Source organism: Enterobacter sp. WCHEn090032 (assembly GCF_003986875.1).
Taxonomy (GTDB): Bacteria; Pseudomonadota; Gammaproteobacteria; order Enterobacterales; family Enterobacteriaceae; genus Enterobacter; species Enterobacter sichuanensis.
Window position 1 is genome coordinate 77,927 of the sequence record NZ_RXRN01000003.1, and the last position, 14,160, is coordinate 92,086.

Genomic DNA, 14,160 nt, shown 5'->3' on the forward strand with positions numbered 1-14,160 from the left:
CTCAGTATCCTTGCGCGGTAATCAGCTGACGTTTGGTCAACTGGTCATAAATCATGACGGTTAACAATCCCTCTGCGATGGCGATGGGGATCTGCGTCAGGCAGAAAATGCCCATGAATTTCACCATCGAGCCCGTGGTACCCGTCACCGGGTCCGGGAACGCCGCGCCAAGCTGAACCGAAGTCACAAAATAAGTCACCAGATCCGCCAGCATCGCGCACAAAAATACCCCGACATCACGACGGAGTCCGGCACGGCAGGCCATCTTCCACACCATATACCCAACAACCGGCCCAATCACCGCCATCGACATGCCGTTCGCGCCAAGCGTGGTCAAACCGCCGTGTGCCAGCAGCAGCGCCTGAAACAACAGCACGATGGCACCGAGGATGGCGACGACCCCAGGCCCGAACAGAATCACGGCGAGTCCCACGCCGGTGGGATGCGAGCAGCTGCCGGTTACCGATGGGATCTTCAGTGCCGACAGCACGAAAATAAATGCCCCGCACAGCGCCAGCAGGACTTTCTGGTGGCTATCCTCCTGCACGATACGGCGCAGGCGCACCAGTCCGTACCACAAACACGGTAAGAAGAGCAGCCACCACGCCAGCGCCCACATCGGCGGTAAAAACCCTTCCATGATGTGCATTGCGAACGCCTGCTCCGGCACCACCATCAGCAATAGCGCCGCCGCCAGGCCACCAAATGACAGCTGTTTAAGCTGTTGTTCGAGTTTCATTCACGCGTACTCCCACTGTTTGTTGACCAGAATGGTCGAGAAATAGGGTAACGGCTGGTCATCAGCAACCTCATCCAGATGCCGCCAGCACTGCTCGCCAGGGAGCGTGGCCTCTGACATCATCAGTGCGCAATTCAGCAGCCCGGCCTGCGCCAGCAGCGCTTTGATGCGCGCAAACCGGCCATACACCTTCATCAGCACCAGACTGTCGTGCTGCTGCAGCGCCTGTGCAATCTCCGCTTCCGGCGCGGTACAGGCAATCACCGCCAGCGACTGCTGTTCCATCGCCAGCGGCGTTTTGGACCGCGCGGCAATTGCGGCAAACGACGTCACCCCGGGCACAATTTCCAGCCAGTCCGGATTGCCGATGCGTCGCAGTAAGAACACCCAGGTGCTGAACAGCATGGCGTCGCCCAGGGTGATAAAGCCAACCTGTTTTCCGTCGTTCACCGCCCTGACTAACGCGTCGGCCACCTCATCCCACACCGCCTCTTTTTCAGCATCGTCGGCGCTCATGGGAAAGTGGCAGCAGCGGATGTCGGTCTGTTGGCCGATAAACGGCCGGACGATAGAGAGCGCCAGGCTATCGCCGCCTTTGCGACCGGCCGGGGCATAGAGAATATCCAGCGAACCGAGGATCCGTGAGGCGCGCACGGTAATAAGGTCAGACGCGCCCGGGCCGGTACTCAGGGCGTACAGTTTGCCGCTCATGCTGCCTCCTCCATCGCGACGCTCAGCGCCTGCTGCAGATGGGCGACGAACATCGCGCGCACCGCCAGGTTTTCTCCCAGCCCGCTCAGCCACGGCGTCGCCGCGATCCCGGCTGCGTTAAACAACGTCTTCCAGGAATCCTCGGCATCAGAGGCCATATCATTAATGGCGTGATCGCCTGCCACCAGCATCAGCGGCATCAGATGCACGGCGGTGACGCCCTCTTTACCGAGGCTCTCAATCAGGATGTCGACTTCCGGGTAACTCTCCACCGCGCCGACGCGGGCAGGGAAACCCTGGACCATCATCATGTGGTCAAGGCAGGCATAGGCCGCAAAGGCGTGATGGCTGGCGCCGTGGCCCATAAACACCACTTTTTCCGTAGCCCCAAGCGCTGGCATCTGCTGTTGCAATGCGCGTATCAGCTGCGCGTAATCGTCGTGGCTGCTCAGGAGCGGTACCCCCAGCGTCAGGCGGGTGAACAGCGGGCGCAGGCTCTGCACTTCACGGACGATTTTCTCGTACTCATCGCCGTTGATGATATGCAGGGACTGAATCGCCACATCCTGATATCCCTGAGCCGCAAGCTTTTTCAGCGCCTGCAGCGGCGTATCGATCTCAATGCCGTCACGCTGTTTCAGCTTGCGAATAATCATCCCGGAGGTGAATGCCCGAAACAGCTCACGGTCAGGACAGCTTTCTGCCAGCGCACGCTCGCAGGCCACAATGTTCTTCTCGCAGGTATCGTGGTAGCTGGTACCAAAGCTGACCACCAGAAGCGCCTTTTTCATCACTATCTCCTTAAGCAACGGCCATCCAACGCGCTAAACGCCCGGCGAATGCGGCCTGACTTTCCAGTAACTCGTCTCCCGTCACCAGCGGTGCCGGGCGTGTAATCACGATGCAGGGAATGCCCGCATCCAGACAGGGTTGAACCTTTTCCCGATAACCGCCTTCCGCCCCGGATGCTTTGGTTATCATCACGTCAGCCCGGCACTGACGATAAAACGCCGCGTTAAACTCAGCGCTGAATGGTCCGCACAGGGCGAAAATCTCGGTTACACCAAAGCCAAGCCCGGCGCATTGCTCAAGGACCTCGGGCACAGGCAGTACCCGGGCCAGCAGCGTTTTCTCCGGCAGCGCGGTACGCCAGCGCGCCAGATCTTTACTCCCGGTTGTCAACAGCACGCGTTCGCCAAGACGCCGCGCGATGTCGCAGGCCTCTTCAATTCCCGGCACGCTGTAGAGCAGCGGATGCGTCAGTTCACTGAGCTGCTCGGGGCGCTGATAGCGGCTAAGCAACACGCCCACCGTCTCACAGGCCGTCAGGATGTTGCGGCTGACCACTTCAGCGTAGGGATGCGAAGCGTCAATCACCCAGCGGGTCCTGTTTGCCGTAAGCCAGTCAACCATCTGTTGCGGCTCCAGACGACCACAGCGCACGCGTCCCTTAATGTCGCCCGCCAGCCGCTGCCCGGTGGGCGTCGCCACCGACAGGGTGTAGGCCACGCCAGCCGCATCCAGCTGGTGGCAGATCGCGCGGGCATCGCTGGTGCCCCCCATGACCAGCACGTCGCCATATTTCACAGCACATAACCCCGCGGTGTGATCATCAGCCCCTCCTGCACATACGTGGCTTTATTTCCGACAATCACCAGACTCGTCATATCGACCGGCTCAAAGTCCATGTCACCCAGCGTGGTTAACCACTTCTCCTGCTTTTTACGCCCGGCAGATTTCACTACCCCTACCGGCGTTTGCGGACTTTTACTGGCGCGCAGCAGCTCAAATGCGCGTGCCAGATGGCCCTCGCGACCCCGACTGCGCGGGTTATAGAAACAGATGACAAAGTCCGCTTCTGCCGCGGCGACAATGCGTTTTTCGATGACGGGCCACGGCGTCAGCAGATCGCTTAAGCTGATGTGGCAAAAATCGTGCATCAGCGGTGCGCCAAGCAGAGAGGCAGCGGCGATACTGGCCGTCATCCCGGGGATCAGGCGAACCTCAACGTCCAGTTTCTGTTTGCTGACCAGCTCCAGCACCAGCCCCGCCATACCATAAATACCGGCGTCGCCGCTGCTGATAAGCGCGACATTATGCCCGGCCTGCGCCAGCTCAATCGCCGCCTGGCAGCGTTCAATCTCCTTACACATACCGGTTTTGATGACCTGTTTGTCACCCGTGAACGCCTTCACCAGATGGGTGTAGGTTTTGTAGCCAACGATGATTTCTGCCGCCTGTAACGCGTCTACGGCTTCCATGGTCATCATGGCCTGCGAGCCCGGGCCGATTCCAATTACGGTTAACATCAGTGTGAAACTCCCAAAGTGATAGTGACGCCCTGTTCGCGCAGGGTTTCTCCTCGTAGTTGCCCATGGCTCAGCAGCCACGCTGCCGGACCCGAGACGCTCCCCACCCCAACCGTCTGGCGTACAAAGGGTGAGGCCGCAAAGCGATGTTCGTGCTCACGCAGCGCGTCAGCGGTAAAGGTTTCAAAAGGAACACGCCAGCAGGCGGCAAGCTGAAGCAGGCCCGCTTCGTCTTTTTTAAGGGAGACGCTGCCAATCGCTTTCAGCGCCAGCGGATCGAACTGCTGCGCCTCAAGCTGACGCGACAGCAGCGTCGCCAGTAGCGAATACGGCGTGTTGCGTCGACAGCCGATGCCTGCCACAACCCGCTGCGGGACTAGCTTCCAGTGCGGCAGCGGCAGTTCCGGCAACGTATTTCGCAACGTAATACACACCAGCGCATCCAGTTCAGGGAGGTGCTGCAGGTCGCTCACGGTAATAAATCCGCGCCGATCGCACTGACTGACGTCGCTATCGAGTTCGACATCCCACCACAGCCCTACCCGCTGGTGGCTCACCAGCATCTGGTTGACGATTTTTACCGTCGTTCGGAAATCGCGCATTCGGGCATTGAGCTGAATGGCAAGGGTATCCAGCGCGGCCATCTCGTTGACGTCCGTGGCGGTGGTTATCACCGGGTCAGCCCCCAGTATTCCCGCCAGGTAGCGAGTCAGCGCATTCGCGCCGCCGGCATGGCCGGAAAGCAGGCTAATCACGTGCTGCCCACGCTCATCGATCACCACCACCGCCGGGTCGCTCAGTTTGTCGTCGATCAAAGGCGCCAGGACGCGAACCGCAATGCCGGTTGCGCCGATAAAAATCAGCGCCGGGTAGTGCGTGAACGCCTCGCGAAGCGCCGGGGCAAAGCCGCCGTTGAAGGAGACAAAGCCCTCTTCCTGCAAATGCTCGCTGGCAAAGCAGGTTACCGGCAGCATCAATGCCAGGCGTTTCGCCAGCTGCACGCCACCCGGCGTCAGGCAAAACAGCGCGATGGACTCAGGCCTGGCGGTATTCATGGCTAAAATCCGCAGCATAGAGTTTTGAGTAGTGATACTCCTCGCCCAGGAACTTCCCGACCAGAATGAGCGCCGTTTTGCGGATCCCCGCCTCGCGTACCCTGTCGGCGATATCCGCCAGCGTGCCGCGTACGGTGTGGCTTTCCGGCCAGGTCGCTTTATAAATGACGGCAACGGGCGTGGTGTCCGGGTAGCCACCTTCTATCAGACGTTCCGCCACCCGGTGAATACGCTGGACCGAGAGATAAATCGCCATGGAGGTCTGATGGCTGGCAAATGACTCCAGCTGTTCACGCGCCGGTACCGGCGTACGGCCTTCGAGGCGGGTAATAATCAGGCTCTGTGAGACTTCGGGAACGGTGTATTCGACCCCAAGCTCCGCCGCGGCGCCGAGGAAGGCGCTGACGCCGGGTACCACCTGCCAGGCAATGCCGCGTTTGGTCAGCTCTTCGCCTTGCTCACGGACGGAACCGTAGAGCGAGACATCACCGGTTTGTAAACGTACCACCGTTTTTCCGGCCTTCACGCCTGCCGCCATCAGGTTAAGGATCTGTTCTAAATGGAGTTCCGCGCTGTCGTGGCATTCGGCCTCCTGCGGGCAATAGGCCAACAGTTCGGTATTGATAAGCGAGCCGGCATAGATAACCACCTGCGCCTGCTGCAGCAGCCGATATCCCTTGAGCGTGATGAGCTCACGATCGCCGGGACCTGCACCGACAAACCACACACAACGGGAATCAAACGTCTCAGACATGGTGTTCTTCCTTCTGACAGGCGATAACATAAACAGGATTATTCGGTTTGAAATAGTGGCCGCTGCCGAGCGGGGTCAGCGCGGAGCTCTGCATTTGCAGGCAATCAATGTCCTGCACGCCGATCTGCTGCAAATGGGTCAGCGCGGTGGTGAGGTTTTCCATCAGGATAAACGTCATGACCAGACGTCCGCCTGGATGTAACTGGCGCATGGACCAGTCAATAAGCGATGTCAGATGGCCACCGCTGCCGCCCATAAATACCGCATCGGCCTTATCCGCCACCGGTAACGGTGCAACGCCCGGCAAAATCGTGATATTGCGACAGGCAAAATGCTGGCAATTTTCCGCAAGCAGTTGCAGAGCCGCAGGGTTACGCTCAATGGCCGTTACGCGCAGAGAGGGAAACAGCAGCGCAGCCTCTATCGACACGCTCCCGGTCCCCGCGCCTACATCAATCAGATGGCTGACGCGGTGCAGCTCCAGTTTCGCGAGGGCAAGCGCGCGTACCGCCTCTTTGGTCATCGGCACCGTTTCGCCGCGCAGAAACAGTTCATCTTTCATCGAGGATCACCAAAGCATTCATCTCATAGTCGGCACTGACCTCACTGACGGGAAGCCAGTGGATCCGTTCGTTTGCCATCGCCAGGTTTTCACCAATCACCATCCAGCGATGCCCCTTACCGCGTGCGACCAGCTGCGCGGCAATCTCTTTCGGCCCGCACTGGCTATCGGTGACCATTGCCACTTTGCGATGCCGTACCAGTTCATCAATATTCACACTGCGACCATGGCTGCTGGTGAGCCATATCTCATTCATATCAATGCCCGTCTGCGCGCACAGGTACTGCACCGCGCTGATGCCGGGGATCACGCGCACGCGCGCAATACCAAAATGCGCCACCATCCGCGATCCGATGCCGTAAAACAGCGGATCGCCGGAGGCGACAATCACCACCTTTTTCTCCTGACGCGCCTCAACCCAGGCCAGCAGCTCCGGAATGTTGGCGCCGAGGACAAACGTCTCGCCGCCAAACGCTGGAAACGCCTGCAGGTGGCGTATTCCGCCAACCAGCGCATCGGCGCGCTCAACGGCGTCTCGCGCAGCAGGCGTCATCAGGGACAGTCCCGCTGGCCCCATTCCCACGACCGTTAACATTGCAGCTCCCGGGCTATCGCCTCGACCGGGCGGTTGCTGCCCAGCACCTGGTTATCAAAGGAAAACAGAATGGCGTCACAGGCCGGCGGATTTTTGGTAAAGCGCAGCATCTGCATCACGCGCAGGCAGATACGTTCGGCAAGGTGGCTGTAAAGAACCTGAAAACCCCAGGTTTCGATATGTTCCATCGCCGCTTCGGTGGTATCGCAATCGCTGACGGCGGTCAGTAATTCCAGCGGCGCGCCGAGTAGCGCCAGATGCGCCACCAGCGTTTCCATGCGTGCATCAGCGATATGGCTGTGGGTGTGGAAAATCCCGGCGGCAACTTTGATCAGTTTGCCAGGATGGCCGACCAGCACTATCTGGCGAAATCCCAGCCGCACCGCCTCTTCGATCATGTAGCCGACAAAATTGCTCATGGTGACCACGACATCTTCATCGATGCCCATCTGCTCACGCACAAAACGCTCGCCATGATTGCCCGGTACCAGTACGACCCGTTCCAGCCCGGCCGCGCGTTTAATCTCCAGATCAAGAGAAAGCGATCGTTTCCAGCTCTCCTCTGACATCGGAGTCACAATGCCAGTTGTGCCGATGATCGAAATGCCGCCCAGGATCCCGAGGCGTGAGTTGTAGGTTTTCCGGGCCCGTTCTTCCCCTTCAGGCGCAAAAATTGTTATGTCGGCCCCGCGGGTCGGGCCAATCGCCTCACGCACCGCGGCTTCAATGGTGTGACGCGGTGTGCGGTTGATCGCCGCGCTGCCGAGGGGCAGGCCAATTCCTTTGCGCGTCACGGTCCCTACGCCTTCGCCGCCCGACAGCGTAATCTCGCCGCTGTCGTTGAGCGTCACGCGAGCAAAAATCAGCATGCCGTGCGTGGCGTCGAGGTCATCACCGCCGTCTTTGCGGATGGCGGCAATCGCCTGCTGTCCTTCAATGTGCGGCGATTCCACGTTCAGACACAGCGTAACGCCGGAGGGCGTGACAATGGAGACCTGATGAATGAGGTGCTGGCGCAGCACCATCAGCGCGGCGACTTTCGCTGCCGCGGTCGCGCAGGAACCGGTGGTGTAGCCTTTGCGTAACGCCTTCCCGTTATGCCATACCGGGGCATCGAAGGTTGAATCGCTCATCGCGCCCCCTGCAGGTAATAGAGCATGGCGTTCACAATCGCTGCTGCCACATTGCTGCCACCTTTGCGTCCGAGTGCCGCAATAGCGGGCAAATGGCTGTGCGTCAGCGCCTCTTTCGACTCCGCCGCCCCCACAAACCCCACCGGTACCCCCACCACGCCGCTGACGGCAACATCATGCTCAAGCAGGCGAAACAGTGCCGTTGGCGCATTGCCAAAGACGAAGATCTTCTCACTCCCTTCCGTCACCGCGATATCAACGGCCGCCATCGAGCGGGTGATTCCCTGTGCTTTTGCCTGTGCTACCACCCGCGGGTCGCTGATATAGCAACGACATTCGCCCCCGAATGTGGCCAGCAGCGTTTTGTTGATCCCGGAGAGCGCCATCGTGGTATCGGTATAGATGACGGAGGGGCGACGGAGCGCCGCGCAAAGTTGCTCTATGGCGTCATCTGAAAACCAGAGAATATCCAGCCAGTCAAAATCTGCAGTGGTATGGATCACCCGCTTGACGATCGCCTCATGCAGCGGGCTGGCGAACCGGTACTCCGGCCGCGTTTCGCGAATGATCTCGCCAATGATGTCGAAACTTTTGGCTTCAATCGCCTGGGGTTGCTGGATGTATTGCATTGTCTCTTGTCCTCAGGCCACGCCAACCATCAGCCAGCGTGCTGCGATAAACAGCACCAGCGCCAGGGTGGAGGAAACCCACATCAGTCGAATCGTTCGGGAAATATCGTCTACCGCAATCGGGCGCAGCGCGTCGCCAATCCAGGGCTTTTCCACGCGCTGGCCAAAATAGGTGTTGGGTCCGCCAAGCCGGACGCCCAGCGCGCCGGCAACCGTCGCTTCAGCCCACGCGCAGTTGGGGCTGCTGTGGTTGTAGCGGTCGCGCCAGCCGACGCGCAGCGCGCGGGAGGGTCCCTCTCGGCATAGCCACGCCGCAATGCTCAGCAAGAGCCAGCTCAGGCGCGCGGGAATTGCGTTCGCCACGTCATCCATACGGGCGCTGACCATGCCGATCGCGCGGTATTTTTCGTGCCTGTAGCCCACCATTGAATCGAGGGTATTCACCGCTTTATAGGCCATCGCCAGCGGCGCACCGCCCAGCAGAAGGAAAAACAGCGGGGCGATAATGCCGTCGACCGTGTTCTCCGCGACGGTCTCTACCACCGCCCGGTTGATCTGTTCCGGCTGAAGCTGAGAGGTATCGCGCCCCACTATCCAGGAGAGTTTTTCGCGGCTTTCATCAAGGTCGCCCGCTTGCAAAGGGCGTTGAACGTCCCGTGCGGCGTTTGCCAGACTGCGTCCGGCCAGCACGGTAAAAATCATCCACACCTCAATGGCCCAGCCCAGCCAGGGATGCACCATCCGTCCGAGCGTCAGCACGCCCCAGGCCACGCCCCAGGTCAGCCCCACCACCGCCAGCCACATTACGCCGCCGCCAATGCGTAACGCCGCGTCACTATGGCAGCAGTGGCGTATGCCGCGCTGCACCGCATTAATCAGGTTGCCTATCCAGCGCACCGGGTGCGGCCAGTTTTGTGGGTCGCCGATGATGACATCAAGCAGCCACGCGACGCACCATGCCAGCAGAGTCATCGCGCCCCCCTCGCCGCCGCCAGCCAGCGGCTGAGCATCATGGGACGTTGGGCAAAGTGGAGGTGCAGGTAGCTTGCGAACGTGTTGCCAACCTGCCAGCCGCCCGCCCATTCCTGCATCGTCACGCCATCGCGCACTTTTCGGCACGCCAGCACCGCTGGGGTATCGGGGAAGAAGTCGGAATAGTGGAATTCATGCCCACGCAGCACCTCCCCGCCATCGGCCAGCAGCGTGGGCTGGCACGCCTGCGCCTCACAATAGCCAAAACGGGTCAGCCGTTTACCCATCCGGCTGTGGCCGGGGAGAATGTCGGCCATCCGGTGGGTCACCCCTTCGCTATCTTCCAGCGCGCTGCCGAGATACATCAGCCCGCCACACTCGGCATAGATCGCCACGCCACGCCGGTGCGCCTCCTGCAGGCTGGCGAGCATTGTGGTGTTTTCCGCAAGCCGTGCCGCATAAAGCTCCGGGTAACCGCCCCCGAGCCAGACCATCTGGCAGTCAGGTAAACGGCTCTCCCGGAGCGGACTAAAGCGGATTATCTCGACCCCGGTACGTTCGAGCAGCATGACGTTATCCGGGTAATAGAAGTTGAAGGCGTCGTCGTCAGCCATCGCGAGCGTTAACCCGCGCCCGGCGTCCCCATCAGGCAGCGCAGGCCAGGCACCCTGCGGCAGCGACGCCATCTGGCTGAGTGCGAGAAGTTGTTCGATATCCAGCGTACGTTCGAGAAGGGCGGCAAAATTCTGCCAGGTCTGCGAATCCGCAACCGACTCCCGGGCGGTGACCAATCCCAGATGGCGCTCGGGTAAACTGACACCCTCAACACGAGGCACATAACCCAGGACGGGTACCGTGCAGTAGTGTTCAATTGCCGCTTTGAGCAACTGATAATGTGATTCGCTGTTAACCCGATTAACAATCACCCCGGCAATATTGAGGGTGGGATCGAATCGCTGAAAACCCATTATGGTCGCGGCAATCGACGTAGAAACCGCCTTGCCGTCTACCAGCAGAATCACCGGACAGCCCAGCTGTTTTGCCATCGCGGCGGTGCTGCAATAATTCGGATCGGTGCCGTAGCCGTCATACAGCCCCATCACGCCTTCAATGACCGCGATATCCGCCTGCTGCATATGCTCGCAAAACAGCGCGTTGAGGATCGGTTCAGGCAGCATGAAGCTGTCGAGGTTGCGGGAGGCGGTACCGCTGACTTTGGTATGCCAGCCGGTATCAAGATAGTCAGGGCCCACTTTGTACGGCTGGACGCGTAACCCACGCTGTTTTAACAGACTCAACAGGCCAAGCGTCACCGTGGTTTTACCACAACCGCTTCCTGTACCTGCCAGAACAAACGCGTACTGCTTTGGCTCCATGACCCTGATCCTGTTCAGGGTGGATGAGTGGTATAGATACACGTCGCCCCAGTCTTTCGACTGTATGCATCAGTACAACCCACTTCCCACCGAAGTTGTTGAACGTTCCCGACAGGCAGGTCTTCTGGCTTAGCGTCCTCCTCGCCCGTCCTTCCCAATCTCACGATCAGTGGTCATTACGGGGTCGTCAGCATCACAGCAGCGGGGGCTGCGGGGGATTGTCACCCCCTTCCCTGCCACAAATGTGGCAAACCTGTCGGCTTACATTATGAGAAAGAAAACAGCAATGCTATTTACGGCGCTTCAATTCACCTTAGGTAATTACTTAACCGTAAAAAAAATACCTGCTGAGTAAAACGTGGCATCAGAGTAATTGACGCCTTTCTCAATAACTCAACGTTTTATCACAAAAAATAAAAAGCAAAGATAATTACGCTTAAAATCTCGATATTTATTGCGCTACGACAAGTTATTGCATCACTTGATATTTTTTCATTTTATCGTGATCAAAATTCATTAAGATATTAAAAACTGGCAATAACATAATATGGCTGTTAAACGTAAGCCCGTGCGATTTTATTGATGCATTACGCGTTCAGCGGGATCGCAGAATAATAGGTAGGTTATCCAGAAAGGGAATTTGCGGTATATCAAGGTAAGAGGATTATCCTCATGACACTATGTTTCAGAAATGACTGACCAGAAAGGTGAGAACGTGGCTGTTGCGCAATGCCCCGCGTCGTGCGGTGAGCTTATCCAGGGCTGGATTTTGGGCAGTGAAAAGCTGGTCTCCTGCCCTGTCGAATGGTACAGCACTGTTGAGGTGAGCCACGGCTCACCTCTGGCGGATGAACGCCCGCTGTCGCGCGCGATGGTTGAACGGTTATTGCAGTACTGGCACTACCCGGCGCAGTTGAGCCAGGAGATTCGCATTGATGTGCATTCGACCATCCCGATTGCCAAAGGGATGGCCAGCAGCACCGCAGATATTGCCGCCACCGCCGTCGCCACCGCCCACCATCTGGGGCATCAGCTCGACGAAAGCGCGCTGGCAACGCTTTGCGTTTCGCTCGAACCCACCGACAGTACCGTGTTTCGCCAGTTAACTCTTTTCGATCATAACGACGCCTCTACCCAAATTCCCTGCGACGCCCAGCCCACTCTCGACCTGCTTGTTCTGGAAAGTCCGCAAACGCTGCGCACGGCCGATTACCACCGCATCCCGCGTCAGGCGGGGCTACATGCCGGTGCGCCAGCGCTGAAACGCGCATGGGAAAAGGTACAGGAAGCCTGTATGACGCTAAGCCCTTACCGGCTGGGCGAAGCGGCCACCCTCAGCGCCATCGCCAGCCAGACGCTGCTGCCGAAACCAGATTTTGACGATCTGCTCTCACTGGTGGAGGAGTGCGGTATCTACGGGGTCAACGTGGCGCATAGCGGCAGCGTCGTGGGGCTGATGCTGGACAGAAATAAAGACGATGTCGATTATGTGAAATGGCTGTTAGCGAAAAAACAGCTCACCCGCCACTGGCCTGAACAACACCTGCTGCGGATGGTAAAAGGCGGCGTGACGCTACTCTGAGAGCAGCCTGTGCTGAATGAGCCACTCCACCTGCTGCCTGACCTCGTGTTCGTGTTCCTGCGCTAAGGCCTGTTGCAGCGGAACATGCCGGAAGAACGCGGCCCAAAATGCACGCTTGCGCTCCCGGTCACTGCACACACCGTTTACCCTTTCACGAAGCGCTCCCGCCAGCCGCACGCTTTCCTGCATACCTGGAGGAAGATGCGCGGCGACATGCGCTTTGAGGATCTTACTATACACCGGCGCGTTGCCCCCACAGCTGAGCGCAATAATAACCGGTGAATGGTCAATAATGGCCGGTGAAATAAAGGTGGCGGCAGAAAGGTCGTCTGTGACATTGCAAAACAGATGCCTCGCGCTGGCAGCCCCGGCGACCTGACGGTTCACCTGCGGATCGCTGGTCGCGGCGATGACCAGCCAGCAGGAGTGCAGATACTGCGGCGCAAACGTTGCCGGGAACCATTCGAAGTCACCGCACGCGTGCAGGCCGGCAAGTTCTGGCGTCAGGGTGGGGGCAACCAGACGCAGCACTGCCCCGGCTGCCAGCAAACTCTTCGCCTTATGCGTCGCCACCTGCCCGCCACCGACGATCAGGCAGCGTTTACCCTTCAGGTTGCAAAAAATCGGGAAATAGTCCATCGCCTTAGCCTTCCAAAACCTGACTCAGCGCGGCAATAAACCGGCGGTTCTCCGCTTCGGTACGCACGGCAATTCTATAGTAGTCACGATCGAGCCCTGGGTAGTTTTCACAGTGGCGGATAAGGATGTGATGGCCGAGCAGCGCTGCCTTCAGGTTGAACCCCTGACGCAGGCAGCGGAAGAAGATAAAATTGGCTTGCGGCTCCCAGACCACCAGCGATGAAAAGCGCGTCATCGCCTGCCACAGGAAATCCCTCTCCCGGGCGATACAGGCATGGCTGCGAGAAATATAGTCCTCATCCAGTAACAAATGCTGCCCCACCAGCGCCGATAACGCATTCACGGACCAGGGTTCACGGGTGCGTTTCATCTGGCGAATAGTGTGCGTATTCCCGCTCAGCAGATATCCCAGGCGCAGTCCGGGAATGGCAAAAAACTTGGTCAGTGAACGCAGCAGGTAAAGATAGCGTGACTCAGCCAGACGTGGGGCCAGCGACGAGCCCTGCGGCATAAAATCGATGAATGCTTCATCAACAATCAGCGCAATCTGCAGCGCTTCGCACAGCGAGGCCAGGCGGTCGAGTAGATCGGCATCAGGCATTAACCCGGTAGGGTTGTTTGGGGTCGCGATGAACAGGCAATCGGGCCGGTGCGCGCGAACGGCGTCCAGGAGGGAAAAATCCACCTGGAACCCGTTCGACTCACTCAGTACATAATCGATTATCTGGCATCCCTGCTGCTGCAATGCCCGGCGATACTCGGCAAACCCCGGCACCAGCAGCATTGCCCGGCGAGGGGCAAGCGTTCGCACCAGGCCATAGATCAACTCCGTTTCGCCATTCCCGGCAATCGTCTGGTCATAGTCACACCGACTGGCGCTGGCCAGCGCCTGGTGAAGATGGCGGTATTCAACGTCCGGATACTGCATGATGATATCCAGATGGGACACAATGAGCGACCTGACGCGCTCGGGTAGCCCTAACGGATTGATGTTCGCGCTAAAGTCCAACAGCAACCCGGGATCGATCCCCAACTGCAGTCCCGTTTCCAGAACGTTACCACCATGCTCACTCATTCGTTTCACTCGGCTATTTCGCTAGATGT

16 protein-coding genes and 1 riboswitch are annotated in these 14,160 nt (G+C 58.8%); of the genes, 1 reads left to right on the forward strand and 15 read right to left on the reverse strand.

What is annotated here, in order from left to right; all coding sequences use genetic code 11:
• Position 1: 1 nt before the first annotated feature.
• From cbiM to EKN83_RS03445, 13 genes are read right to left on the reverse strand one after another with little or no spacing between them, the layout of a single operon-like run.
• Positions 2-739: a cobalt ECF transporter S component CbiM gene (gene cbiM / locus EKN83_RS03385; RefSeq protein ID WP_088244150.1), complete on the reverse strand. Its 738-nt coding sequence runs from the start codon at positions 737-739 to the stop codon at positions 2-4.
• Positions 740-1,450, reverse strand: coding sequence for a cobalt-factor II C(20)-methyltransferase (locus tag EKN83_RS03390; RefSeq protein ID WP_025755932.1), 711 nt, complete (start codon positions 1,448-1,450; stop codon positions 740-742). It lies immediately after the preceding gene.
• On the reverse strand, positions 1,447-2,241 hold the full coding sequence (gene cbiK / locus EKN83_RS03395) for a sirohydrochlorin cobaltochelatase (protein ID WP_025755933.1): 795 nt from the start codon (positions 2,239-2,241) through the stop codon (positions 1,447-1,449). The genes EKN83_RS03390 and cbiK overlap by 4 nt, the downstream gene beginning before the upstream one ends.
• A gap of 10 nt (positions 2,242-2,251) precedes the next feature.
• Positions 2,252-3,037 (reverse strand): cobalt-precorrin-6A reductase, encoded by a 786-nt coding sequence (locus tag EKN83_RS03400; RefSeq protein WP_126800336.1) that lies wholly within the window; start codon positions 3,035-3,037, stop codon positions 2,252-2,254.
• Positions 3,034-3,759 (reverse strand): precorrin-3B C(17)-methyltransferase, encoded by a 726-nt coding sequence (locus EKN83_RS03405; RefSeq protein WP_088244149.1) that lies wholly within the window; start codon positions 3,757-3,759, stop codon positions 3,034-3,036. Before EKN83_RS03405 ends, EKN83_RS03400 begins: the two co-directional genes overlap by 4 nt.
• Positions 3,759-4,814, reverse strand: a complete 1,056-nt coding sequence (cbiG, locus tag EKN83_RS03410; RefSeq protein WP_095440964.1) for a cobalt-precorrin 5A hydrolase — start codon at positions 4,812-4,814, stop codon at positions 3,759-3,761. The genes EKN83_RS03405 and cbiG overlap by 1 nt, the downstream gene beginning before the upstream one ends.
• A complete protein-coding gene (locus tag EKN83_RS03415; protein ID WP_126800337.1) occupies positions 4,795-5,568 on the reverse strand; it encodes a cobalt-precorrin-4 methyltransferase in 774 nt (257 codons plus the stop codon). Before EKN83_RS03415 ends, cbiG begins: the two co-directional genes overlap by 20 nt.
• Positions 5,561-6,130 (reverse strand): decarboxylating cobalt-precorrin-6B (C(15))-methyltransferase, encoded by a 570-nt coding sequence (locus EKN83_RS03420; RefSeq protein WP_059385504.1) that lies wholly within the window; start codon positions 6,128-6,130, stop codon positions 5,561-5,563. Before EKN83_RS03420 ends, EKN83_RS03415 begins: the two co-directional genes overlap by 8 nt.
• The gene (locus tag EKN83_RS03425) at positions 6,120-6,725 is read right to left on the reverse strand and encodes a cobalt-precorrin-7 (C(5))-methyltransferase (protein WP_126800338.1); all 606 of its coding nucleotides are present in this window, start codon (positions 6,723-6,725) and stop codon (positions 6,120-6,122) included. The genes EKN83_RS03420 and EKN83_RS03425 overlap by 11 nt, the downstream gene beginning before the upstream one ends.
• On the reverse strand, positions 6,719-7,858 hold the full coding sequence (gene cbiD, locus EKN83_RS03430; RefSeq protein ID WP_126800339.1) for a cobalt-precorrin-5B (C(1))-methyltransferase CbiD: 1,140 nt from the start codon (positions 7,856-7,858) through the stop codon (positions 6,719-6,721). The genes EKN83_RS03425 and cbiD overlap by 7 nt, the downstream gene beginning before the upstream one ends.
• Positions 7,855-8,487 (reverse strand): cobalt-precorrin-8 methylmutase, encoded by a 633-nt coding sequence (locus EKN83_RS03435; RefSeq protein ID WP_025755940.1) that lies wholly within the window; start codon positions 8,485-8,487, stop codon positions 7,855-7,857. Before EKN83_RS03435 ends, cbiD begins: the two co-directional genes overlap by 4 nt.
• A 12-nt stretch (positions 8,488-8,499) precedes the next feature.
• Positions 8,500-9,459 (reverse strand): adenosylcobinamide-phosphate synthase CbiB, encoded by a 960-nt coding sequence (cbiB, locus tag EKN83_RS03440; RefSeq protein WP_095451662.1) that lies wholly within the window; start codon positions 9,457-9,459, stop codon positions 8,500-8,502.
• The gene (locus EKN83_RS03445; RefSeq protein ID WP_126800340.1) at positions 9,456-10,835 is read right to left on the reverse strand and encodes a cobyrinate a,c-diamide synthase; all 1,380 of its coding nucleotides are present in this window, start codon (positions 10,833-10,835) and stop codon (positions 9,456-9,458) included. The genes cbiB and EKN83_RS03445 overlap by 4 nt, the downstream gene beginning before the upstream one ends.
• A 96-nt stretch (positions 10,836-10,931) precedes the next feature.
• Positions 10,932-11,107, reverse strand: a riboswitch (cobalamin riboswitch).
• Positions 11,108-11,550: 443 nt separating this feature from the next.
• Here EKN83_RS03445 and EKN83_RS03450 point away from each other — a divergent pair.
• Positions 11,551-12,417 carry an L-threonine kinase gene (locus EKN83_RS03450; RefSeq protein WP_148110454.1) on the forward strand — a complete coding sequence of 289 codons (867 nt, stop codon included), beginning with the start codon at positions 11,551-11,553 and terminating at the stop codon, positions 12,415-12,417.
• On the opposite strand, the gene EKN83_RS03455 is transcribed toward EKN83_RS03450, so the two are convergent.
• Together EKN83_RS03455 and cobD are read right to left on the reverse strand one after the other, a co-directional pair.
• A complete protein-coding gene (locus EKN83_RS03455; protein WP_126800342.1) occupies positions 12,409-13,056 on the reverse strand; it encodes a bifunctional precorrin-2 dehydrogenase/sirohydrochlorin ferrochelatase in 648 nt (215 codons plus the stop codon). The genes EKN83_RS03450 and EKN83_RS03455 overlap by 9 nt on opposite strands.
• A gap of 4 nt (positions 13,057-13,060) precedes the next feature.
• The gene (gene cobD, locus EKN83_RS03460) at positions 13,061-14,131 is read right to left on the reverse strand and encodes a threonine-phosphate decarboxylase CobD (RefSeq protein WP_126800343.1); all 1,071 of its coding nucleotides are present in this window, start codon (positions 14,129-14,131) and stop codon (positions 13,061-13,063) included.
• Between the last annotated feature and the right edge of the window lie 29 nt (positions 14,132-14,160).

What these genes read in the sequence shown, in the direction of transcription:
- EKN83_RS03445 (WP_126800340.1), bottom strand. Translation starts at nt 10,835, where the DNA reads ATGGAGCCAAAGCAGTACGCGTTTGTTCTGGCAGGTACAGGAAGCGGT.
- cbiB (WP_095451662.1), bottom strand. Translation starts at nt 9,459, where the DNA reads ATGACTCTGCTGGCATGGTGCGTCGCGTGGCTGCTTGATGTCATCATC.
- cbiK (WP_025755933.1), bottom strand. Translation starts at nt 2,241, where the DNA reads ATGAAAAAGGCGCTTCTGGTGGTCAGCTTTGGTACCAGCTACCACGAT.
- EKN83_RS03420 (WP_059385504.1), bottom strand. Translation starts at nt 6,130, where the DNA reads ATGAAAGATGAACTGTTTCTGCGCGGCGAAACGGTGCCGATGACCAAA.
- cobD (WP_126800343.1), bottom strand. Translation starts at nt 14,131, where the DNA reads ATGAGTGAGCATGGTGGTAACGTTCTGGAAACGGGACTGCAGTTGGGG.
- cbiG (WP_095440964.1), bottom strand. Translation starts at nt 4,814, where the DNA reads ATGAATACCGCCAGGCCTGAGTCCATCGCGCTGTTTTGCCTGACGCCG.
- EKN83_RS03455 (WP_126800342.1), bottom strand. Translation starts at nt 13,056, where the DNA reads ATGGACTATTTCCCGATTTTTTGCAACCTGAAGGGTAAACGCTGCCTG.
- EKN83_RS03415 (WP_126800337.1), bottom strand. Translation starts at nt 5,568, where the DNA reads ATGTCTGAGACGTTTGATTCCCGTTGTGTGTGGTTTGTCGGTGCAGGT.
- EKN83_RS03390 (WP_025755932.1), bottom strand. Translation starts at nt 1,450, where the DNA reads ATGAGCGGCAAACTGTACGCCCTGAGTACCGGCCCGGGCGCGTCTGAC.
- cbiD (WP_126800339.1), bottom strand. Translation starts at nt 7,858, where the DNA reads ATGAGCGATTCAACCTTCGATGCCCCGGTATGGCATAACGGGAAGGCG.
- EKN83_RS03405 (WP_088244149.1), bottom strand. Translation starts at nt 3,759, where the DNA reads ATGTTAACCGTAATTGGAATCGGCCCGGGCTCGCAGGCCATGATGACC.
- cbiM (WP_088244150.1), bottom strand. Translation starts at nt 739, where the DNA reads ATGAAACTCGAACAACAGCTTAAACAGCTGTCATTTGGTGGCCTGGCG.
- EKN83_RS03435 (WP_025755940.1), bottom strand. Translation starts at nt 8,487, where the DNA reads ATGCAATACATCCAGCAACCCCAGGCGATTGAAGCCAAAAGTTTCGAC.
- EKN83_RS03425 (WP_126800338.1), bottom strand. Translation starts at nt 6,725, where the DNA reads ATGTTAACGGTCGTGGGAATGGGGCCAGCGGGACTGTCCCTGATGACG.